Source organism: Micromonospora sp. WMMA1998, assembly GCF_027497375.1.
In the GTDB taxonomy this organism is placed as follows: Bacteria; Actinomycetota; Actinomycetes; order Mycobacteriales; family Micromonosporaceae; genus Micromonospora; species Micromonospora sediminicola.
The window spans coordinates 4,823,453-4,843,765 of record NZ_CP114911.1; the positions used below are offsets into that span (position 1 = coordinate 4,823,453).

Annotated in this window: 25 protein-coding genes; 15 read left to right on the plus strand and 10 right to left on the minus strand. The window is 73.1% G+C overall.

The annotated features are described in order from the left end of the window. Positions 1-17: 17 nt before the first annotated feature. Positions 18-842 carry an SDR family NAD(P)-dependent oxidoreductase gene (locus tag O7600_RS22310; RefSeq protein WP_281590309.1) on the minus strand — a complete coding sequence of 275 codons (825 nt, stop codon included), beginning with the start codon at positions 840-842 and terminating at the stop codon, positions 18-20. A gap of 127 nt (positions 843-969) precedes the next feature. On the opposite strand from O7600_RS22310, the gene O7600_RS22315 reads away from it, so the two are divergent. Continuing rightward, the gene (locus O7600_RS22315) at positions 970-1,926 is read left to right on the plus strand and encodes a CoA ester lyase (protein ID WP_281590311.1); all 957 of its coding nucleotides are present in this window, start codon (positions 970-972) and stop codon (positions 1,924-1,926) included. A gap of 56 nt (positions 1,927-1,982) precedes the next feature. Here the strand turns inward: O7600_RS22315 and O7600_RS22320 are convergent, their stop codons facing one another. Further along, positions 1,983-2,450 (minus strand): DUF4190 domain-containing protein, encoded by a 468-nt coding sequence (locus O7600_RS22320; RefSeq protein WP_281590313.1) that lies wholly within the window; start codon positions 2,448-2,450, stop codon positions 1,983-1,985. A gap of 116 nt (positions 2,451-2,566) precedes the next feature. Here O7600_RS22320 and O7600_RS22325 point away from each other — a divergent pair, with 116 nt between their 5' ends. Further along, positions 2,567-3,457 carry an SDR family NAD(P)-dependent oxidoreductase gene (locus O7600_RS22325; RefSeq protein ID WP_281590316.1) on the plus strand — a complete coding sequence of 297 codons (891 nt, stop codon included), beginning with the start codon at positions 2,567-2,569 and terminating at the stop codon, positions 3,455-3,457. 4 nt (positions 3,458-3,461) lie between these two features. Here O7600_RS22325 and O7600_RS22330 read toward each other — a convergent pair whose 3' ends face one another. Further along, positions 3,462-3,869, minus strand: a complete 408-nt coding sequence (locus O7600_RS22330) for a DUF4190 domain-containing protein (protein ID WP_281590318.1) — start codon at positions 3,867-3,869, stop codon at positions 3,462-3,464. Between the two features lie 173 nt (positions 3,870-4,042). Between O7600_RS22330 and O7600_RS22335 the strand changes: the two genes are divergently transcribed. Next, positions 4,043-5,239, plus strand: coding sequence for an acyl-CoA dehydrogenase family protein (locus O7600_RS22335; protein ID WP_098743800.1), 1,197 nt, complete (start codon positions 4,043-4,045; stop codon positions 5,237-5,239). Positions 5,240-5,284: 45 nt separating this feature from the next. Here O7600_RS22335 and O7600_RS22340 read toward each other — a convergent pair whose 3' ends face one another. Beyond that, complete coding sequence (locus O7600_RS22340) at positions 5,285-5,938, minus strand: PH domain-containing protein (RefSeq protein ID WP_281590320.1); 654 nt, start codon at positions 5,936-5,938, stop codon at positions 5,285-5,287. Positions 5,939-6,025: 87 nt separating this feature from the next. On the opposite strand from O7600_RS22340, the gene O7600_RS22345 reads away from it, so the two are divergent. Beyond that, positions 6,026-6,634 (plus strand): TetR family transcriptional regulator C-terminal domain-containing protein, encoded by a 609-nt coding sequence (locus O7600_RS22345; protein WP_281590322.1) that lies wholly within the window; start codon positions 6,026-6,028, stop codon positions 6,632-6,634. An 8-nt stretch (positions 6,635-6,642) separates the two neighbouring features. Here O7600_RS22345 and O7600_RS22350 read toward each other — a convergent pair whose 3' ends face one another. From O7600_RS22350 to O7600_RS22360, 3 genes are read right to left on the minus strand one after another with little or no spacing between them, the layout of a single operon-like run. After that, positions 6,643-7,374 carry a hypothetical protein gene (locus tag O7600_RS22350; RefSeq protein WP_281590324.1) on the minus strand — a complete coding sequence of 244 codons (732 nt, stop codon included), beginning with the start codon at positions 7,372-7,374 and terminating at the stop codon, positions 6,643-6,645. Positions 7,375-7,417: 43 nt separating this feature from the next. Next, positions 7,418-7,822 (minus strand): CoA-binding protein, encoded by a 405-nt coding sequence (locus tag O7600_RS22355; RefSeq protein WP_281590326.1) that lies wholly within the window; start codon positions 7,820-7,822, stop codon positions 7,418-7,420. Between the two features lie 26 nt (positions 7,823-7,848). Beyond that, positions 7,849-9,975 (minus strand): intein-containing Rv2578c family radical SAM protein, encoded by a 2,127-nt coding sequence (locus tag O7600_RS22360; RefSeq protein ID WP_348651351.1) that lies wholly within the window; start codon positions 9,973-9,975, stop codon positions 7,849-7,851. Between O7600_RS22360 and O7600_RS22365 the strand changes: the two genes are divergently transcribed. Next, on the plus strand, positions 9,974-10,393 hold the full coding sequence (locus O7600_RS22365; protein ID WP_281590330.1) for a DUF393 domain-containing protein: 420 nt from the start codon (positions 9,974-9,976) through the stop codon (positions 10,391-10,393). The genes O7600_RS22360 and O7600_RS22365 overlap by 2 nt on opposite strands. Before the next feature lie 15 nt (positions 10,394-10,408). On the opposite strand, the gene O7600_RS22370 is transcribed toward O7600_RS22365, so the two are convergent. The 3 genes from O7600_RS22370 to trxA form a co-directional block, all read right to left on the minus strand. Next, complete coding sequence (locus O7600_RS22370) at positions 10,409-11,368, minus strand: MFS transporter permease (protein ID WP_281590333.1); 960 nt, start codon at positions 11,366-11,368, stop codon at positions 10,409-10,411. Further along, positions 11,365-11,802, minus strand: a complete 438-nt coding sequence (locus O7600_RS22375; protein WP_281590335.1) for a hypothetical protein — start codon at positions 11,800-11,802, stop codon at positions 11,365-11,367. The genes O7600_RS22370 and O7600_RS22375 overlap by 4 nt, the downstream gene beginning before the upstream one ends. A gap of 142 nt (positions 11,803-11,944) precedes the next feature. Continuing rightward, positions 11,945-12,307: a thioredoxin gene (trxA, locus tag O7600_RS22380; RefSeq protein WP_091582637.1), complete on the minus strand. Its 363-nt coding sequence runs from the start codon at positions 12,305-12,307 to the stop codon at positions 11,945-11,947. Between the two features lie 546 nt (positions 12,308-12,853). Here trxA and O7600_RS22385 point away from each other — a divergent pair. The 10 genes from O7600_RS22385 to O7600_RS22430 all read left to right on the plus strand — a co-directional run bounded on the left by O7600_RS22385 (position 12,854) and on the right by O7600_RS22430 (position 20,290). After that, on the plus strand, positions 12,854-13,369 hold the full coding sequence (locus tag O7600_RS22385; RefSeq protein ID WP_098743791.1) for a MaoC family dehydratase: 516 nt from the start codon (positions 12,854-12,856) through the stop codon (positions 13,367-13,369). Positions 13,370-13,462: 93 nt separating this feature from the next. Next, complete coding sequence (locus O7600_RS22390) at positions 13,463-13,954, plus strand: hypothetical protein (protein WP_281590338.1); 492 nt, start codon at positions 13,463-13,465, stop codon at positions 13,952-13,954. A 35-nt stretch (positions 13,955-13,989) separates the two neighbouring features. Next, positions 13,990-14,613, plus strand: a complete 624-nt coding sequence (locus tag O7600_RS22395; RefSeq protein WP_281590340.1) for an RNA methyltransferase — start codon at positions 13,990-13,992, stop codon at positions 14,611-14,613. Between the two features lie 79 nt (positions 14,614-14,692). Next, positions 14,693-15,391, plus strand: a complete 699-nt coding sequence (locus O7600_RS22400) for a TFIIB-type zinc ribbon-containing protein (RefSeq protein WP_348651352.1) — start codon at positions 14,693-14,695, stop codon at positions 15,389-15,391. 118 nt (positions 15,392-15,509) lie between these two features. Further along, positions 15,510-15,668, plus strand: coding sequence for a hypothetical protein (locus tag O7600_RS22405; RefSeq protein ID WP_013283898.1), 159 nt, complete (start codon positions 15,510-15,512; stop codon positions 15,666-15,668). A gap of 6 nt (positions 15,669-15,674) precedes the next feature. Then, positions 15,675-16,547, plus strand: coding sequence for a PH domain-containing protein (locus O7600_RS22410; protein WP_091582625.1), 873 nt, complete (start codon positions 15,675-15,677; stop codon positions 16,545-16,547). Between the two features lie 103 nt (positions 16,548-16,650). After that, the gene (locus O7600_RS22415) at positions 16,651-17,484 is read left to right on the plus strand and encodes a SigE family RNA polymerase sigma factor (RefSeq protein ID WP_281590342.1); all 834 of its coding nucleotides are present in this window, start codon (positions 16,651-16,653) and stop codon (positions 17,482-17,484) included. Positions 17,485-17,543: 59 nt separating this feature from the next. Beyond that, on the plus strand, positions 17,544-18,767 hold the full coding sequence (locus tag O7600_RS22420) for a hypothetical protein (protein WP_281590343.1): 1,224 nt from the start codon (positions 17,544-17,546) through the stop codon (positions 18,765-18,767). A 10-nt stretch (positions 18,768-18,777) separates the two neighbouring features. Beyond that, on the plus strand, positions 18,778-19,644 hold the full coding sequence (locus tag O7600_RS22425) for a PHP domain-containing protein (protein WP_281590344.1): 867 nt from the start codon (positions 18,778-18,780) through the stop codon (positions 19,642-19,644). A gap of 31 nt (positions 19,645-19,675) precedes the next feature. Beyond that, a complete protein-coding gene (locus O7600_RS22430; protein ID WP_281590345.1) occupies positions 19,676-20,290 on the plus strand; it encodes a MarC family protein in 615 nt (204 codons plus the stop codon). Positions 20,291-20,313: the final 23 nt, after the last annotated feature.

Here is a 20,313-nt window from a genome sequence, read left to right on the forward strand (position 1 = left end):
CCGGTGGGCGGATCCGCTCAGGCGTCGATGCCGACCGCCTTCGCGCTGGCCGTCCAGAGCCGCGCCGCCAGCGCCGGGTCGGCCGCCTTCGGCCGGGGCCGGTGTGGCTTGCGGTCGGCGTAGTAACCGCCGTCCACCAGCCGGGACGGGTCCTGGCGGGCGAGCCAGACCAGCGTCTCCGCGCCCTTCTCCGGGCTACGGAACGGCAGCAGGCGCATGCCGAGCGCCACCAGGCGGCTCTCGTTGCCGAAGCGGGTGCGCACCACGCCGGGGTGGAACGCGTACGCCGGCAGCTCCGGCCAGCGCCGCGCGGCCTCGGCGGTGAACAGGATGTTCGCCTGCTTGCTGGTGCCGTACGCGCGGAACGGCCGGTAGTGGCGCAGCGACGCGTTCAGGTCGTCGGGGTCGAGGACGCCACTGCGGTGCGCGTCGGAGGCGGTCACCACCATCCGGCGGACCCGGTCGGCGAGCAGGTGGCTGAGCAGGAACGGGGCCAGGTGGTTGGCCTGCATGCTCAGCTCGAAGCCGTCGACCGTGGTGATCGGTTCCAGCACGATCGCGCCGGCGTTGTTGGCCAGCACGTCGATCCGGTCGTAGTGCTCGCGCAGCCGCTCGGCGAGCCCGCGTACGTCGTCGAGCACGGCGAAGTCGGCGCGGAACAGCTCCGGCTGCTCGCCGCAGGACTCGCGGACCCGTTCCCCGGCGGCACGCAACCGGGCCGGGTCGCGGCCGACCAGCACCACCTGGTCGCCACGGCGGGCCAGCTCGACGGCGGCGGCCAGCCCGATGCCCGAACTGGCCCCGGTCAGCACCACGATCCGACGCTCAGTGAGATCTTCCACAGGTCCATTCACCCCGGTCACGGCACGAGGTTACCGTGGCGTCACCACGCCCTTTGGGATCGTTAAGTTCTCGACATCCACCGCCCGCGTCGGCCCCGTGCGGCCGGACGCCGGAAGGAGCGCATCCATGGCCGTTGTCGGTCGCCCCCGCCGGTCCTGCCTCGCGGTACCCGGCTCCAGCGTCAAGATGCTGGGCAAGGCCCAGGGTCTCCCCGCCGACCAGGTCTTCCTCGACCTGGAGGACGCGGTCGCCCCGCTGGCCAAGCCGGACGCGCGCAAGAACATCGTGGCCGCGCTGAACGACGGCGACTGGACCGGCAAGACCCGGGTGGTCCGGGTGAACGACCTGACCACGCCGTGGACCTACCGGGACGTCATCGAGGTGGTCGAGGGCGCCGGGGCGAACCTGGACTGCATCATGCTGCCAAAGGTGCAGAACGCGGAGCAGGTGCACTGGCTGGACCTGCTGCTCACCCAGATCGAGAAGACGCTCGGTCTGGAGGTGGGCCGGATCGGCATCGAGGCGCAGATCGAGAACGCCGCCGGTCTGGTCAACGTGGACGCCATCGCGGCCGCCTCGCCCCGGGTGGAGACCATCATCTTCGGTCCGGCCGACTTCATGGCCTCGATCAACATGAAGTCGCTGGTGGTCGGCGCGCTGATCCCGGACTACCCGGGCGACCCCTACCACTACATCCTGATGCGCATCCTGATGGCCGCCCGGATGCACGACAAGCAGGCCATCGACGGCCCGTTCCTGCAGATCCGGGACACCGACGCGTTCCGCGAGGTGGCGAAGCGTTCCGCCGCGCTGGGCTTCGACGGCAAGTGGGTGCTGCACCCCGGCCAGATCGACGCGGCCAACGAGGTCTACTCGCCGGCGCAGGCCGACTACGACCACGCCGAGCTGATCCTCGACGCGTACGACTTCTACACCTCGGAGGCGGGCGGGAAGCTCGGCGCGGTGATGCTCGGCGACGAGATGATCGACGAGGCGTCCCGCAAGATGGCGCTGGTGATCGCGGCCAAGGGCCGGGCCGCGGGCATGACCCGTACCTCGTCGTTCACCCCGCCCACCGAGTGACCGCACGCCGCTGACGTGGCCGGGCCGCCCCCTTCGCCGGGGGCGGCCCGCTCGCGTCAGTAGCTGCTGGAGGAGCTGTCCGAGTTGACCGCGATCACGATCATCACGATGTAGAAGACGATGAGCGCGACAAGCAGGGCGGTCAGGATCCAGCCCACGATGATGGCCGCCTTCGCCATGCCCTCGCCCTGCTCACCGGTCTCCCGGATCTGCTTGCGGGCGACGTGGCCCATGATCGCGCCGATCGGCGCGGTGATGCAGGAGGTGAAGCCGACCAGCGAGAGCACCAGCGCCACGATGGCCAGCGAGTTCGTCTTGCTGGTCGGCGGCGCGTAACCCGGGTAGGCGCCCGGCGGCGGGTAGGCCCCGGGCGGCGGGTAGCCGCCGGGCACCGCGTACGGGTCTGCGGCGGGCTGCGGGTAGGGCGATTTCGCGACCGCGTACGGGTCGACCGGCGCGTACGGGTCGACCGGCGGGCTCGACTGCGGGTCCTGCCAACCACCGGGGGGTGGGGGATAGCTCATCTGATCATCTCCAGGTACGTGGTCCGGGTCAGGGTAGCCACCCGGGCGCAACACGGAGGACCCCCTTTCCGGGTGCCGCATTGCCCGGAAGGTCCACAGCGGGCAGGATCCTCGGCATGGCACTTGACGCGCGTGGTGGTCGGTCGCGACGGGACATGAGCCGGCCGGGGTCGGTGCGCCGCCCGCGCGGCGGCGAGCCCACGGGCGCCGCCGAGCAGGAACGGTCCGAGCCGCTCCCGGAGCCGGCCACCATGCGCCTGGACGGCCGGGTCGCCCTGGTCACCGGCGCGGGCAGCGCCGACGGGATCGGATACGCGACCGCGCGCCGGCTGGCCGACCTGGGCGCCCGGGTGGCGATCGTGTCGACCACCCGCCGGATCCACGACCGCGCCGGCGAGCTGGGCGTCACCGGCTTCGTCGCCGACCTCACCGACGAGTCCGAGGTGGGCGCGCTCGCCGACGCGGTGGCCGAGCAGCTCGGCGACGTCGAGGTGCTGGTCAACAACGCCGGCCTGGCGAGCCGGGCCAGCCCGGAGGTGCTGCGGCCGGTGGCCCAGCTGACCTACGACGAGTGGCGCGGCGAGATCGACCGCAACCTGACCACCGCGTTCCTGTGCAGTCGCGCGTTCATCGTGGGCATGGCAGAGCGGGGCTGGGGGCGGATCGTCAACCTGGCCGCCACGGCCGGTCCGGTCAACGCGCTGCCCACCGAGGCGGGCTACGCGGCGGCGAAGGCCGGCGTGGTCGGGCTGACCCGGGCGCTGGCGATGGAGATGATCGCCGACGGGGTGACCGTCAACGCGGTGGCGCCCGGCATCATCCATACCGCGGCGTCCACCCTGGCCGAGATCAAGCAGGGGCACGGCACGCCGGTGGGGCGCCCCGGCACGCCGGACGAGGTGGCCGCCGCCATCGCCTTCCTCTGCTCGCCGGCCGCGTCGTACATCACCGGGCAGATGCTGGTGGTCGACGGCGGCAACAGTGTGCGCGAGGCGCAGTTCCGCTGAGCGGTCAGTAGCCGGTGCTGTTGTCCGAGTTGGCCCAGATGGCCAGCCCGATCCAGCCGCAGCACGCGATCACGCCGAGCACGGTGAAGACGTAGCTGAGGATCAGGCCCCAGGTGGCGAGCTGGTCGCCCTCCTCGCCGGTCTGGCGGATCTGCCGCTTGGCCAGGTGGCCGCAGACGATGCCGGCCGGCGCGAAGACGAACGCGAAGACCAGGGACAGGATGGCGAGCACGTTCGGGCCGCCGCGGGGGCGTGGCCCCGGGCCGGACGGGCCGTACTGGCCGTAGGGCGGCTGCGGGGCGTACGGCGGTTGTTGTCCCCACTGCGGGTGCTGCTGCCCGTACTGCGGCTGCCCGTAGGGCTGGCCGTGGCCCGGCGGCTCGTACGGCGACGGTGGTTGCTCGTCGGTCACGTACGCCCCCCGATCGCAGGTCAACGACCCTCTCTCTTGCGGACGCTACCCGTAGCGGTGAACCTTTTCACAGCGGTTGTGTGGACTGGTCACCTTGGCGCGGCCGGTCCCGGGGCCGATACTGACCGAGCGTTCAGTTACCCATGAGTAATGCGCCGACCCCGGAGGCTGAGATGGCCCGACTCGCCCAGACGCCCGGCCTGACCGACGTGCAGCGGTCGATCCTGGAAACCGTCCGGGAGTTCGCCGACAAGGAGATCATTCCGCACGCCCAGCGGCTGGAGCACGCCGACGAGTATCCCGCCGACATCCTCGACGGGATGCGCGAGATGGGGCTGTTCGGCCTCACCATCGACGAGGAGTACGGCGGCCTGGGCGAGTCCCTGCTGACCTACGCGCTGGTGGTCGAGGAGCTGTCGCGGGGCTGGATGTCGATCTCCGGCATCGTCAACACCCACTTCATCGTGGCGTACCTGATCTCGCAGCACGGCTCGGCCGACCAGAAGGCCCGGCTGCTGCCCCGGATGGCGACCGGCGAGGTGCGCGGCGCGTTCTCCATGTCGGAGCCCGAGTGCGGCTCGGACGTGTCGGCGATCAAGTCGAAGGCGGTCCGCGACGGCGACTCCTACGTCCTGAACGGCCAGAAGATGTGGCTGACCAACGGGGCGTACTCCTCGGTGGTGGCCACCCTGGTCAAGACCGACACCGGGGCCGACTCGGTCTACGGCAACATGAGCACCTTCCTGCTGGAGAAGGAGCCCGGCTTCGGCGAGACCGCGCCCGGCCTGACCATCCCCGGCAAGATCGACAAGATGGGCTACAAGGGCGTCGAGACCACCGAGATGGTGCTCGACGGCGTCACCGTCCCGGCCTCCGCCGTGCTCGGCGGCGAGGAGAAGGTCGGTCGCGGCTTCTACCAGATGATGGACGGCATCGAGGTGGGCCGGGTCAACGTGGCCGCCCGCGCCTGCGGCATCTCGATCCGCGCGTTCGAGCTGGCCGTGGCGTACGCCCAGCAGCGCAAGACGTTCGGCCAGCCGCTCGCCCGGCACCAGGCGATCGCGTTCAAGCTCGCCGAGATGGGCACCAAGATCGAGGCCGCGCACTCCCTGATGGTCAACGCGGCCCGGCTCAAGGACGCCGGTCAGCGCAACGACGTCGAGGCCGGCATGGCCAAGTTGCTCGCCTCGGAATACTGCGCCGAGGTGGTCCAGGAGGCGTTCCGCATCCACGGCGGCTACGGCTACTCCAAGGAGTACGAGATCGAGCGCCTGATGCGCGAGGCGCCGTTCCTGCTGATCGGCGAGGGCACCTCGGAGATCCAGAAGACGATCATCTCCCGCGGCCTGCTCAAGGAGTACAAGCTGTAAGGAAGGGCCCCTTCTTAACGTCTCCGGTAGAGCAGGGGCCCCCTCTTAACGCGTCGGCCGGCGTGTGACGGGGTCGGTGGCGGGCAGGTGCCGGCGGGCGCGCTCGACCAGCGCGCCCGGGTCGTCGGCGTACAGCCGGATCTCCCGCACCGGCGCGCTCGGTCCCTTCGGCAGCGGCACCGACAGCGGCTCGCGCAGCACCACGTCGATCGCGGTCTGGCTGCCGACGCCGAGGTTGAGCACCGCCGGGTCGTCCGCGTCGTACTGGACGGCCCGGCTGGACGGCAGCGAGCGGCGACGGAACGACACCTCGGCGACGGCGGTCCACGGGATCGTGACGTCGATCGAGACGCCGTTGCGCACCCGCAGGCCGGCGTCGTCGACGACGTGCGGGTGGATCCGGAGGCTGGCCAGCAGCCCGACCATCCACAGCACGCCCCAGACGCCGAGCCCGATCGCCGCGTGCCGCACCGTCGGCTGGTCGACGGTGTGCCGCAGGATCACGTCGAGGACCGGGATCTCGATCGTGGACAGGACGATGAAGGCCAGCAGGATCGCCTGCACCCCGCCGACGTAGGCGTACGTCTCCGCGCCCGGCGCCACCGGGTACGGCCGGCGCAGGACCCACCGGGTGAGGCTGCGCCACATGCCCCACTCGTACGCCACCACGCGCCGCGCCAGCCGGAGCACTCGCCCCATCACCGCACCCCCTCTTTTCAATGCAGTCGCAATGTAAAACATCCTCGGTGGCGTGTCAATGCACTCGTATTGTGAAACCATGGGGGCATGCCGAAGCGGGTCGACCACCGGGAGCGTCGCGCGCTGATCGCCGACGCGTTGATGCGGGTCGCGGCCGAGCAGGGGCTGGAGGCGGTCAGCCTGCGCCACGTCGCCGCCGCGGCCGAGGTCAGCCCCGGGATGGTGCAGCACTACTTCCGTACCCGGGACGAGATGATGGTCTTCGCGCTCGCCGTGGTCCGCGAGCGCAACGAGGCCCGGGTCCGCCGGGCGGTCGAGCCGCTCGGCGCGACGCCGGCACCCCGGGCGCTGCTGCGGGCCATGTTGGCCGAGCTGCTGCCGCTCGACGACGAACGGCGGGCGGACGGCCGGGTGGCCCTGGCCTTCCTGGCGTACACCGCCGTCCGGCCGGCCGTGGCCGCCGCGCTGCACGACGAGACGGCCGCGCTGCTGGCGTTCGTGGCCGGACAGATCGCCGCCGGCTCACCGCTCGTGGCGGACGGCCGGCTGGACCCGGAACGGGCCGCGGTCGGGCTGCTCGCCGTGATGGAGGGGCTCGGCATCTACGTGCTCGGCGGCCACTATCCCCCGGAGACCGCGCTGGCCGCGCTCGACGCCCAGCTCGACCTGATCTTCGGCGCCGACCCGGCCCGGTGACCCGACCCTCACCCGACCCCGGGTCGGGCGGCCGGCTCGGGCGGTATGACCGGCAGCCCTACCGACAGCGTCCCCGGGGCCGCCCGGAACTGCTCGATCGCGGTCAGGAGTCGTTCGTCCGACACGGTGACGTCGCGTCCGCCGACGACCGGCCGGGGAAGCCGCTCGGGGAGCAGACGCAGCGCCACGCCGCCGTCCGGCTCGTCCCCAGCGAGCTCGGCCGCCCGGACCGTCGCCCAGGGATACCACGCCCCGCCGTCCCGGATCCCGCTCGCCGTCAGCGCGAGCGGGCCGGTGAACCGGGCTTCGCGGTGGACGGCCAGGCCGAGGCCGAGAGCCACCGCCACCACCCCGAACCGGTACCACCGGTCGGGCAGGAGCGAGACCGTCCCGACCCCGAACACCGTCCAGAAGACGAGACCCGCCGCCAGCCCCAGCAGGCCCGCCACGGACCGGCGTGCCACCAGCCCGGCCTCCGTCGCACGTCGCCCCACCACCCGGGTACGCCAGACCAACCGCCCGGTCCGCCGGGGTCGCCAGTGCCGCTGCGCCAGGTGCACACCGCCCGCCGCCCACGCCACGTCGCGGATCCGGTCCAGGCCGGCGGGGCCAAGCGCCACCAGGCCACGGGCGGTCGCCGCGGCCACCGCCGTTCCCGCCAGGAGCGCGAGCACCCGGCGTGTCCAGAGTCCGTCGCGGCCGGGCGTCGCCGGCCCCGTGGCCGGGTGGGAAAGGGACACGCCCGGAGGGTACGCGGCAGCCGCCAGCGCGCGACCCTGCCGATCAGCGGCGGGAGAGGCCCGCGGCGGCCCGCTCGACGATGAGGCACTTGTCCTCGACGTAGTCGATGCCGGCCTCCTCGGCGATCCGCCGCGCCTCGGCGGAGACGATCCCGAGCTGCAACCAGACCGCCGGTGCGCCGATCGCCACCGCCTGCCGCACCACCTCGACCGCGTCCCGCGCCGGCCGGAACACGTCGACCAGGTCAACCGGGTGCGGGATGTCGGCCAGCGTCGGGTAGGCCTTCTCGCCGAACAGCTCGTCCACCGTCGGGTTCACCGGGATGATCCGCCAGCCGTGCCGCTGCATCTCCAGCGGTACGCGGTGCGCGGCCTTGCCTGGGTCGCGGGAGGCCCCGACGACGGCGATCACGGCGGAGTCGGCGAGGAGCTGCTGGGCGGAACGCATTCGCCGAGACTAACCCGCCGACCCGGTCACAGCAGCGAGAGCTGCTCGGCGGCCGGGGCCGGCGGCGGCGTCTCCGGCAGCCGGCGGTTGTCGCCGGTCTCGCCCCGGTGCAGCCCGTGCCGGCGGGCCGCCATCCGCACCCGAGCCGTCACCTCCCGCTGGTAGGCCTGCGGCGCGTAGGCCCCGGCCCGGTAGAGCTGGCGGTAGCGGGGCACCAGGTGCGGGAACTCCCGGGCCAGCCAGCGCGCGTACCACTCCCGCGCACCCGGTCGCAGGTGCAGCGCCAGCGGAGTCGCGCCGGACGCGCCGGAGGCGGCGATCGCGGCCACGGTCGCGTCGATCGACTCCTCGTCGTCGCTGAGGCCGGGCAGGATCGGGGCCATCAGCACCCCGACCGAGAAGCCGGCGTCGGTCAGCCGGCGGACCGCGTCCAGCCGGCGGCGCGGGCTGGGCGTGCCCGGCTCGGCGACCCGCCAGAGCGCCTCGTCGACGAAGCCCACCGAGTAGGACAACCCGACCCGGGTCACCTCGGCGGCCTGGCGCAGCAGCGGCAGATCGCGCAGCAGCAGTGTGCCCTTGGTGAGGATGGAGAACGGGTTGGCGAAGTCGCGCAGCGCCTCCAGGATCGGCGGCATCAGGCGGTAGCGTCCCTCGGCCCGCTGGTAGCAGTCCACGTTGGTGCCCATGGCGACGTGCGCGCCGTGCCAGCGTGGGGCGGACAGCTCCCGGCGGACCAGCTCGCCCGCGTTGACCTTGACGACCACCTTGCGGTCGAAGTCCGCCCCGGCGTCGAGGTCGAGGTAGGTGTGCGTGTTGCGGGCAAAGCAGTTGTGGCTGACCACCCCGTTGGCGATGAAGTCACCGGTGCCGGTGGTGATGTCCCACAGCGGCAGCTCCAGGCCGAGATCCTCGACCGCTGTCACCTGGAGCCGGGCCGCGCACTTGAGCGCCGTGCCCTCGATCGAGCGGGGCCCGGTGACGGCCGGGTCGGTCAGGTGGAAGAAGCGCAGCCGCTCCGGCAGGCCGCCGGTCAGCCGGAGCTGGCACGACCCGGTGCGGTTGCCCGGCTCGTCGCGCACCCATCGGAAGTCGAACCGGTCGAGGGCCTCGGCCGCGTGGCGGCAACTCCGGTCGTCGGCGACGCCGATCCGGAACACGCCCCGGCGGCAACTCCCGGCGGCGTCGAAGAGGCCGGCGAGGAAACCCAGCCGCCAGTCGTCGGTCGGCTCGTCCGGCGGCCGGACCAGCCCGGCGACGGCCTCGACGCCGGCCGGCCCGGTGGTCCGCAGCGCGGTCGCTGATCGTCGACCCACCCGGGCGGCCGACCGCTCCACGACGATCCCGGCTTCGGCGAGGAACCGCTCCGCCCGCTCCAGCGCCTCGGTCGCGGAGGTGGCCAGCCGGAACCGGGTGCCGGGCCGGTCGGCGCCGCGCACCAGCGCGTGCAGGTAGCTCCGGCGGTAGTCGGTCGAGCGCTTCGGCGCGACGGCGAACCGCCCGGTGCCGAGCAGGCGGTTGCGGGTGGTCAGGTAGGGGCGTCGCGCGCCGCCCCGCATGCTGCCGGTGACGTGCTTCCAGCCGCGTTCGGTCAGGAACCGGTGGTCGCCGCTGGCCACCAGCGTGGTGCCGTCGGCCAGCGTGACCCGGTGGGCCCGCTTCACCGTCGACCACTTGGCGAGCACCGTGGTGACGACGTAGTGGCGGTAGGCGCCCCGCCGCTCGGTGCCGTAGATCCGGTCGCCGGGCTCCAGCTCGCTGATCGCCCGGGTGCGACCGTCCGCCATCAGGATCGGCGTGTCACCGGACAGGCAGTATGTGCACGCGTGCGAGCAGCCCCGGTAGGGATTGATCGTCCACTCGAACGGCACGCGGGGCTGGCCGGGCACCCGGTTGATGATCGACTTTGCCTGCACCTCGTAGAAGGTCATGCCGGCGAAGTCGGGGGTGTCGAACGTGCGGGCGACCGCGTGGGGCAGCGCCAGCGGCAGGGGTGGAGCCGCTGGCGCTGCCCGGTCAGGAGCCCCCTCGTCCGGGGGAGCGGAGAGGTTGTCCCAGCGCATGGGCCTCATTCGAACACGTGTTCGAACGATGCGCAAGTGACGCGCCGGACACCGGCCGCCGCCACGCCCGGGGCGGGTGCAGGATGGAGGCATGGAGACGTCGACCTTCGTCTACGACGGCGACTGCGCGTTCTGCACCAGTTGCGCGCAGTTCATCGAGCGTCGTATCCCCACCGGGGCCCGCGTGGTGCCGTGGCAGTTCGCCGACCTGTCGGCGCTGGGCCTGACGGAGGCCGAGTGCGAGGAGGCGGTCCAGTGGGTGGGCGCCGACGGCTCCCGCGCCGCCGGGCCGGACGCCATCGCCCGGCTGCTCGGCGACAGCGGGCCGCTCTGGCGGTTCGCCGGGGCCGGGCTGCGCCTCGCGCCGGTACGCGCCGCCGCCTGGCCGGCGTACCGCTGGGTGGCCCGCAACCGGCACCGGATGCCGGGCGGGACGGCCGCGTGCGCGCTGCCCCAGGAGGCCCGGGAACGGTTGTACGGCCGGTCCGGCCGACCCGACCCGACCTCCTGACCGGCCGGTCGCCGGTCAGCCGTGGGCGGTGGAACCGGCGGTCGGGTCCGGTACGGCGGCCCCGGCCGTCGAGGCGGACGCCGCCGGAGCCGGATCGGCCGACGGCGCGGAGCGGGGGCCGTCGGCGACGGCGGGACCGGCCGGGCGGTCGCGGCGGCCGAGCAGGCGCCGGGCCAGGAGCACCGGGCGGACCTTCTCCAGTGGCAGGAAGCCGGTCATCGCCACCAGGTGCGGCGCGAACGAGATGGTGATCGTCGCGATCGTCACCAGGTGGAACGAGTAGAAGAAGCCGACGACGGCCGTCCGCCACCGGGCGGGCACCACGAACACCAGCGGGCTGAGCAGCTCGAACGCCAGGATGCCGAACTGGGCCACGATCAGCAGGTGCGGGACCTGCGCGATCAGGTCGGCGAGATCGGTGCCGCGGCGGATGATCGCCCGGGCCAGCACCGAACCGGTGGCCCAGTCCAGGCCGCCGAAGCGGAACTTGGCCCAGGCGGCGAGGAAGTACGTGCAGATGACCGCGATCTGGGTGACGCGCAGCGCCCATCCGCCCGCCTCGGTGCGGGTCGGGTCGCCGTGGCGGGCCCGGCCGGCGGTGGGCAGCACGGCCAGCGCCACGAGGAGCCCGAACCGGTCGTGGTCGACCTTGCCGTAGCTCATCGCCACGATCATCCACTCGAAGTAGAGCGCGAAGACCGTCCAGCCGAGCAGCCGTGGCGCGCGGCCGGTGGCGGCCAGCAGCGCGGCGGCCAGCAGCACCCAGAAGACCACGCCGACCAGGGCGGGGGTGGGCGTGGGCAGCGGGAGCAGCCGGCCCACGAGCAGCGGCTGGTAGAGGTCGCCGGGGACGTCGACGCGGGTGCGTACCCAGGGGGTGAAGACGACCAGGTCGGCGGCGACGAAGAGGTAGACGAGGGTGCGGAAGGCGGCCACCCGGCCGCGCGGCACCGCCTCGGTGAGCCAGCCGGTCATCCGGTCTCCCACCGCACGGCGGTGCGGTCGGTCCACTCGCCGGTCGGGCGTCCGCCCTGGATGTCGTACCAGCGGACCACGATCCGCACCTCGACCAGCGCCGGGGCGTCGGGGTGGCGTTCTTCGTACGCCTCGGCGACGGTGCGCAGCAGACTCGGGTCGGTCGCGTACCGGTCCTGCTGGCCCTCGATCTCGGCCCGGCGGATGCCGGTTGCCTCCTGGCCGAGGGACACCACCGCACCGGTGCGGTCGACACCCTCCACCCGGGTGTCCGGCGCGGGCGCGTTCGGCGGGTCCGAGGTGGAGTACATCCGGAACGGCCCGAACGGGAAGTCGTCGTCGGTGCCGTACACCGTGCCGAGGAGGAGCAGTGCCGCCCCGAGCAGGGTGGCGCCCAACCGGACGGCGCGCCCGCGGGTGGTCAAGGTCTCCATCGCGTCGTGACGCTACGGGAGGAAAGCGCCCGAATCTGTCCCTCAATCGGCCAATTCTCGCTGCCCGTCCCGCCCGTGCCACGCGGACGTGACACGCCGCCGGCCGGGCCCGTGGTCGGGCCCGGCCGGCGGCGGAAAGTGCTCAGTGCTTGTGCTCGGCCAGCTTCTTGCGGACGTCGTCCATGTCCAACTGCTGCACCTGCTCGATCAGGTTCTCCAGCGCCGACTCGGGCAGGGCGCCCGGCTGGGCGAAGACGATCACGCCGTCCCGGATCGCCATCACGGTCGGGATGGAGCTGATGTTGAACTTGGCGCCCAACTCCTGCTGCGCCTCGGTGTCGACCTTGCCGAAGACGATCTCCGGGTGCTTCTCCGAGGAGCGCTCGTAGACGGGGGCGAAGCGCTTGCACGGACCGCACCAGTCCGCCCAGAAGTCGAGCAGGACGATGCCGTCACGCCCGGTCACCTCGTCGAAGTTGGCCGTGGTCAGCTCAACCGTTGCCATTGCTCTCTCCGATCACCGCGGATTGCTGTACGTCCGGTGGAACCAGGGTCGATCCATGGGAATTCCCGTGACCTGCGCGACGAAACGCTGCGCAGCCCGACGGTGACCCAGGGCACATCGAGGTCCATCTGTGTCGGCGGCCGTGCGGAACGCAAGTGCAGGCCGCATTTGCGTGACGGGACGTGATGGGAGCGTTTCCAAGGAGATCGCGCTCTGTTTCGGCTACGAATCGGTAACTTGCGCTCTGACGAGCGGGGATCGGGCCTGCGGAGATCGCTTCCCGGGGGGTCGACGGTGACGGTGAGTAGTGTTACGAAAAGATAAATGTGACGTCCGTCTCTGTCGTCACCGTACCCCCGTACGGCAGAATCTCTCACATCAGAGCGTGGGCGGCGGGTGCCGGGGAGGGCCCCGCCGCTCATTGCGTCTCCACCCAGGTGGCGCCCGGTGTGACTTTTCCGCCGGGGGAGCGCCCCCGTCCTCGCCTTAACAAGCGGTAAGGCATGCTGTGCCGAACTCCATCGCCGCCCGTCGAAGGGGACAAGGATGCAGTTCGGCCGCTACTACGAGGAGTTCGAGGTCGGCGCGGTCTACCGGCACTGGCCGGGCAAGACGGTCACCGAGTACGACGACCACCTCTTCTGCCTGCTCACCATGAACCACCACCCGCTCCACATGGACGCCCACTACGCGGAGTCCGCCTCCCAGTTCAAGCGCAACGTGGTGGTCGGCAACTACATCTACTCGCTGCTGCTCGGCATGTCGGTGCCCGACGTCAGCGGCAAGGCGATCGCCAACCTGGAGATCGAGTCGTTGCGGCACGTCGCACCGACCTTCCACGGCGACACGATCTACGGCGAGACCACCGTGCTGGACAAGCGGGAGTCGGCCTCGAAGCCCGACCGCGGCGTGGTCGCGGTGGAGACCCGCGGCTACAACCAGGACGGCACGATGGTCTGCGTGTTCCGCCGCAAGGTCATGGTCCCGAAGAAGGAGTACGCGGCCGCCGCCGTCCCGGACGGCGTCGACCCGGAGCGTCCGAGCTTCCCCGAGCCGCGCTGACCCGGGCACCCCGGCCGGCAGGGCCCCGTACCCGTTCCGCGGGGACGGGGCCCTGACCCTCTTTGGGGGCATATGCTCTGGCTGGAGGTCCCCATGAGCCACTCCGTCGCCGGAGAGCCGCCCTCTGCCGGTCGCCGTGCCGCACCGCTCACCACCGCCGCCTACTCGGCCGCGGAGTGGGACCTGCTCACCGACCTGCCGGGTCGAGTCCTCGTCGCCGCCGCCTCGCCCGGTCCCGGGCGTCCGCCCCGCGGCGTCGCCGGCGGACTGGCCGGCCTGGACGCGGTCGCCGCCGGTCGGGCCTTCGACAGCGATCTGATCCGGGCCGTGGTCACCGCCATCTACGCCCGCCACGACGGGGCCGCCGACCGGGACGAGCGCCTCACCGACCTGGTCGACCTGCTCGCCGCCGCCCGGGCCGCGGTACGGGTGCTGCGCCGCCGCGCTGATCCGGCGGACTCGGCCGCCTACCGGCAGTGGGTGGAGTCGGTGGCGGCCCGGGTGTGCCGGTCCGGCGACCTCCCGCCGAGCCCCGCCGACCGCCGGTTCCTGGACCGGTTGGGCGGGGCGCTCGACCTGCGCTGACGGCCGGCGCCGGCGGGCCGTACCCTCTGCAGACCGTGACCGACGACCAGCTCGACGTGGGTGTGGGGCCCTGGCCCGGTGACCCGCCGGACGACCCGCGCTACGACCCGGAGCTGCTCGCGGCCGGCGACCGGCGCAACGTGGTCGACCGCTACCGCTACTGGCGGCGGGAGGCCGTGGTGGCCGACCTGGACCGGCGGCGGCACGACTTCCACGTGGCGATCGAGAACTGGCAGCACGACTTCAACATCGGCACCGTGGTCCGCAACGCGAACGCCTTCCTCGCCGCCGAGGTGCACATCGTCGGGCGGCGGCGGTGGAACCGTCGGGGCGCCATGGTGACCGACCGCTACCAGCACGTACGGCACCACCCGACGATCGAGGAGTTCGTCGCCTGGGCGGCCGGGGAGGGGCTGCCGGTGGTCGGGATCGACAACCTGCCCGGCTCCCGGTCGCTGGAGAGCAGCGTCCTGCCGCGCCGGTGCGTGCTGCTCTTCGGCCAGGAGGGCCCGGGACTGTCCCCGGTGGCCCGGGCGGCCTGCGACGCGCTGTTCTCGATCGCCCAGTACGGCTCCACCCGTTCCGTCAACGCGGGCGTGGCCAGCGGCATCGCCATGCACGCCTGGATCCGCTCGCACGCGGGTCCGCCGCCGGCCTGACGCTCGGTGGTTCCGTCGTCTGACGGAAATCCCACGTGCCCCGCTTGACGCCTCGCCGGCCCGGGGTGACGGTGAAGGCGTGACTGTCGCGGTGAGTTGTCCGAAGTGCGCGGGCCCGGTACGCGAGCCCGACCTGATGCACGGCGAGTACCGGTGCCTGCGCTGCGGGCCGGTCGCGCCCCTGCATGTGCCGGAGCACATCGGCGCCGAGATCATGGCCAGCGTGGTGGAGCGGGTGGCCGCCGACGGGGACCCGGCCGACCGGCCCGGCATGCCGCTGTGGTGCCCGTGGCCACTGCCGCCGGGCTGGACGCTGACCGGGGTGGCCTGGGCCGGCGACGACCGGGCCGGGGTCCGCGCCACCGTGGTCGCCTGCGCCGGCCCGGCCCCGCTCGACGGCGGACCGGCCGACCTGATCTTCGTCGCCGAGGAACCCGGCGTCGGTCTCGGTTCCCGCTTCGCGGGACTGCCCGGCCCCGACCCCGGCCCGCAGGTGGAGGAGGCGCTTACCGATCCCGGCCCTGGTCACCCCGAGCGTCTGCCGCACGCGAAGATCCGGGTGGGCGGCCATCCCACTCCACTGTGGCTCGTCCGTTCCGAAACGGATCGAAGTGCGTACGCCGGCGAGGCTCGGGGAATGTGGCTCCATGCGATAGCCTGGCCGGCGAGTGCGGGTCACCTCCTCGCGGAAGAAGTCGTGCTGCACGACCTCACCGAGTGGACACCGCCCGAACTCGTGTACGGCGCACCGTCCCCGTACCTGCACGGGCAGGCCTGACCGGCCGGCACCGGCGAGTCGGGGAGCGGACGCAGATATTCACGGACAGACACCATGCTGATACTCTGGGTGCCGCTGCGGTAAACGGACCCGGCTCCGCGCGAGAGGATGGCCCGCTATGGTCAAGAAGGTCCTCACCTGGGCCGGCATCGCATTCTTGATCTTCTTCGTTGCGTACCGGCCCAACTCCGCCGCCGACGTCTTCAAGTCCCTGGGCGGCGGCATCATGGACATCGCCCAGGGCTTCGGCGACTTCTTCACCAACCTGGTCGCCTAACCGCACATGGGAAGCCCCTCCGGTCCACCCTACGACCCGGACGATCCCGACCGGGCACGCCGGGAGCGCGACACCGAGCCGATCCCCCGGATCGACCCGGACGACGGTCCCGGTTACGGCGCCGGCCCCGCCTACGGCGGCGGACCCTCCCTGTCGGACGACGCCGCCTTCGGCGACGGCCCCGGCTACGCGGGCGAGGGTCGCTCCGGTCGTGGCTGGGCGCGCGACCCGGAGGGCTACCCGGAGCAGCCGATCTCCGAGGAGGAGCTGGCCGGTCTCCGGGCCGACGCCTCCGGCATGGCGCCGCGCCGGGTGCTGCCGATGGAGGACGAGCCGAGCGCGCTGGCGGCCCGCTACCTCTTCCCGACCGAGCGCTTCCGCGGCGAGTGGAAGCGCCACTGGGTGCACCTGACCACGCCGATCATCGTCGGCGTGGCGGCCACCTTCGTGCTCGGCTACCTCTCCGGCTTCCTCGCCGGGCGGGACGTCGGCGCGCTCACCACGGTCGCGGTGCTGCTCTGGTTCGGGGTGATGGGCTGGGTCGCCTGGCGGGTCGCCGACTGGTGGTACGACCGCTTCATCCTGACCAACAAGCGGGTGATGGTCGTCAACGGGATCATCACCCGGCGGGTCGCGATGATGCCGCTGGTCCGGGTCACCGACATGAAGTACGAGCAGACGCCGACCGGCCGCGCCCTCAACTACGGCACGTTCGTGCTGGAGTCGGCGGGTCAGGAGCAGGCGCTCCGCGAGATCAAGAACCTGCCCAACCCGAACGAGCTCTACCTGCGCGTGGTCGAGGAGATGTACGAGCCGCAGGCCGTGGAGGCGCGGATCGGCAAGGAGCAGGACGAGGCGAAGGCCGACGACGGCGCCTGAAACTTTTCGTCCGAACATCGGATGAAGTGCACACCTTTTGCCGACGTGACCACCCGTCCAGCCATGGGAGCCTGCCAGGCAGGACGGGGGCGCGGAGGTGAGCGTGGCGAGCAGGGATCCGCTGGAGGAGGAGTTCCGCGAGTTCGTCGCGGCCCGCTCCGGCGCCCTGCTGCGCACGGCCTACCTGCTGGCCGGCGACTGGGCCACCGCCGAGGACCTGCTCCAGACCGCGTTGACCAAGACCTACCTGGCCTGGAAACGGCTCGGCGGGATCGACGCCATCGAGCCCTACGCCCGCCGGGTCCTGGTCAACACGTCCACCAGCTGGTGGCGCCGCCGGTGGCACGGTGAACGGCCGACCGAGGTGCTGCCGGAGCGGGCCGGTGTCGACGAGATCGAGCAGCAGCTCGACCGGGACGCGCTCTGGCGGCACCTGCAGGCGTTGCCGGCGCGGCAACGTGCCGTGCTGGTGCTGCGCTTCTACGAGGACATGTCGGAGGCGCAGACGGCGGCCCTGCTCGAGATCTCGCCGGGCACCGTCAAGAGCCAGACCTCCCGGGCGCTGAACACCCTGCGCCGCCGGCTCGGCTCGGAGGCGGCCCTGGGCCTGCCGACCGATCCGGTCGAGCAGTCCGCCGAACCGGTCGTCCGCGGCGCGCCCGCCCCGGGCGGGCCGCGCACCCGACCCGGAGCGACCCGCCAACCGGCCGCGCCGTCGGCGTCCCGCGTCCCGGCCGGTTCCGCCGGCCGCCCCGACGTGTCCCCGGCCCCCCGCACCCCGGCCCGAGCAGTCGGGGCCCCGGCGTCCCGTACCCCGGCCGAGCCGGTCGGCGCCCCGGCCGAGCCCGCCCGGCGACCCGCCGGAGCCGACCGTCCGGCGTCGCCGCCGGCCGCCGCGCCGGTCCGTCCCGCCGTCCCGGTCGCGGCGGAGACCTGATGAGCGGCATCCGGCAGCACGGCGACAACCGGACGGGCGGCCCGGAGCGTCCATTCCCCGTGAGCGAGGACGAGCTGGAGCGGGCGCTGCGGGACACGCTGTCCCGTCAGGTCGCCACGCCCCGACCTCTCGGCGTCGACCCGGCCGGCGTGGCGATGCGCCGGGCCCGCCGCGCCGGCCGCCGTCGCGCGCTCACCGGGCTGGCCCTCGCCGGCATGGCGACGGTCCTGGTCAGCGCCGGGATGGCACAGATCACCGGGCCGGCCGGGACCGGCGGCACGCCCACCGTGGTGCTCGGCGACCCGCCCGGGTTCTCCCCGTCCCCGTTCCCCTCGGAATCCACGCCGGCCACCCGGTCCGGCTCCGTCCGTGCCGAACTCGACCTGCTCGTCGACGGCTGGCTGGAGGCCAGCGGCGGCGAACGGCGGGCGCTGACCGGGGTGGACGGGGTCGAGCGGGCACAGCGTGTCCACGACCAGGGCGGCTGGCTGGTGACCTCGGCGGCCACCGCGGCCGGCCGTACCCTCTGGTGGGTGCCGCCGACCGACCGCAACACGCCGCAGGTCATGCTCGCCGCCGCGGACGCGGTCGCGATCTCCGCCGACGGTCGGCAGGTGGCCTGGCGGGACGGCCCGGAGCTGATCGCCGCCGGGGTGGTCGCCGGGCAGCTCATCGCGCCCGTCCGGGTGACCGCGCCGGCCGGCGTGGTGCCGGTCGGCTTCACCGGCGACGACGTGCTCCTCCGGCAGCCCGACCAGGGCGGGATGAGCGTCTGGCGGCGGGCCGCGGGCGGCCTGCCGGGCTCGGCGAACCCGGACGTCCACGCCGTCTACGGGGCCCGGCCGGACGGTCGGCTGGTCGGTCTGGTCACCGTCGGCGCGGCGCGGCAACCCTGCCTGGCGCTGCTCGACCCGGCACGCGGGCTCGCCCCGGTGCGGACGGGCTGCGGCGCGAAGCCGGCCGTCGACGGCCTCGGCGGGGTCTCGCCCGACGGGCGGTGGCTCCTGGTGAACGGCGCCGGACACGCCGCCCAACTGGTCGACCTGACCGACCTGGGGGCCACCCCGGCGGCCCACCCGGCGGGCCCCGCGCTCTCCGGCGCGGTCGCCTGGTCCCGGGCCGGCGTCGCGTTGCACGTGGACGCCGCTGGCGAGCTGGTCCGGGTCGAACCCAAGCGGGTGCTGGCCGGCGAGCAACCGACCCCGTCGGCGGTCTCGGGGGTGACCACGGGCACGCGACCCGTCGTGGTGGCCGACGTCCCCACCCCGCCCGACGGGGCGTAGCGTCGGGCGGGTGAGCGCCTTCGCCCGCATCGACCTGCACACCCACTCCACCGCGAGCGACGGCACGCTCCGCCCGGCCGATCTGGTCCGGGCCGCCGCCGACGCGGGCCTCGACGTGGTGGCGCTCACCGACCACGACACGACGGCGGGCTGGGCGGACGCGGTCGCCGCCCTGCCGCGCGGTCTCACCCTGATCCGCGGGGCGGAGCTGTCCTGTCGCTGGTTCGGTGTCGAGCCGGCGATCCCGCTGCACCTGCTCGCGTACCTCTTCGACCCCGCCGAGCCCGAGCTGGCCGCGGAACTGGCCCGGGTTCGGCGGGCCCGGGAGGAGCGGGGCGAGCGGATCGTCCGGCTGCTCCAGGCCGACGGCATCCCGGTGAGCTGGTCGGAGATCCTGGCCGGCGCGGCGGGCGGCACGGTCGGCCGCCCGCACATCGCCCAGGCGCTGATCCGCGCCGGCCTGGTCGCCACCACCACCGAGGCGTTCGGCCCGGACTGGCTGGGGGAGCGGTACCGGCTGCCGAAGGACGACATCGACGTGTTTCGCGCCGTGGCGCTGGTGCGGTCGGCCGGCGGCGTGCCCGTCTTCGCCCACCCGAGGGCCAGCCGGCGCGGCCGGATCGTGCCCGACGACCTGATCGTGCGGCTGGCGGCGGCCGGCCTGGCCGGCTTGGAGGCCGACCACGAGGACCACAGCCCGGCCGAGCGGGAACACGTCCGGCGGCTCGCCGCCGAGCTGGGACTGCTGGTCACCGGCTCGTCGGACTTTCACGGCACGCACAAGACCGTGCGGCTCGGCGCGTTCACCACCGGGCCCGAGGCGTACGAGCGGATCGTCGGGCTGGCCCGGGGGGTGACCCCGGTCGCTTCAGGCTGAAGCGTTCCGGCGGCACCGCTACCGTGTCCGCGTGGATCTCAAGCTCTTCGGCGAGGTCTTCGTGACCCTGCTGGTGATCGTCGACCCGCCCGGAATGATGCCCATCTTCCTCGCGCTCACCGGGCCGCTGCCCGCCCGCGACCGGAACCGGGCCGCCTGGCAGGCCGTCGCGCTGGCGCTCGGGGTCATCGTGATCTTCGCGGTGGCGGGGCAGACCCTCCTGGCCTACCTGCACGTCGACCTGCCCGCGTTGCAGGCCGCCGGCGGCCTGCTGCTGGTGTTGGTCGCGCTGGAGCTGCTGACCGGCAAGGCGGACGACCCGAGCCAGCAGGTCACCTCGAACATCGCGCTGGTGCCGCTGGGCACCCCGCTGCTGGCCGGCCCCGGCGCCATCGTGGCCACCATGCTCTTCGTGCAGCAGGCCGGCGGCGTCGCCGACTACGTCGCGATCGCCCTGGCCATCGTGGCCGTCATGGTCGCCGTCTGGGTGGTGCTGCGCTTCTCCGGCGGGATCGTCAAGGTGCTCCGCCCGGGCGGCATCGAGGTGCTGACCCGGATCGCCGGCCTGCTGCTGGCCGCCATCGCCGTGCAGCTCATCGCCGACGCGATCGCCGCCTTCGTGACCGAATACCTCAACAACGCCTGAGCCGGCCGGCCGCTGTCGCACCC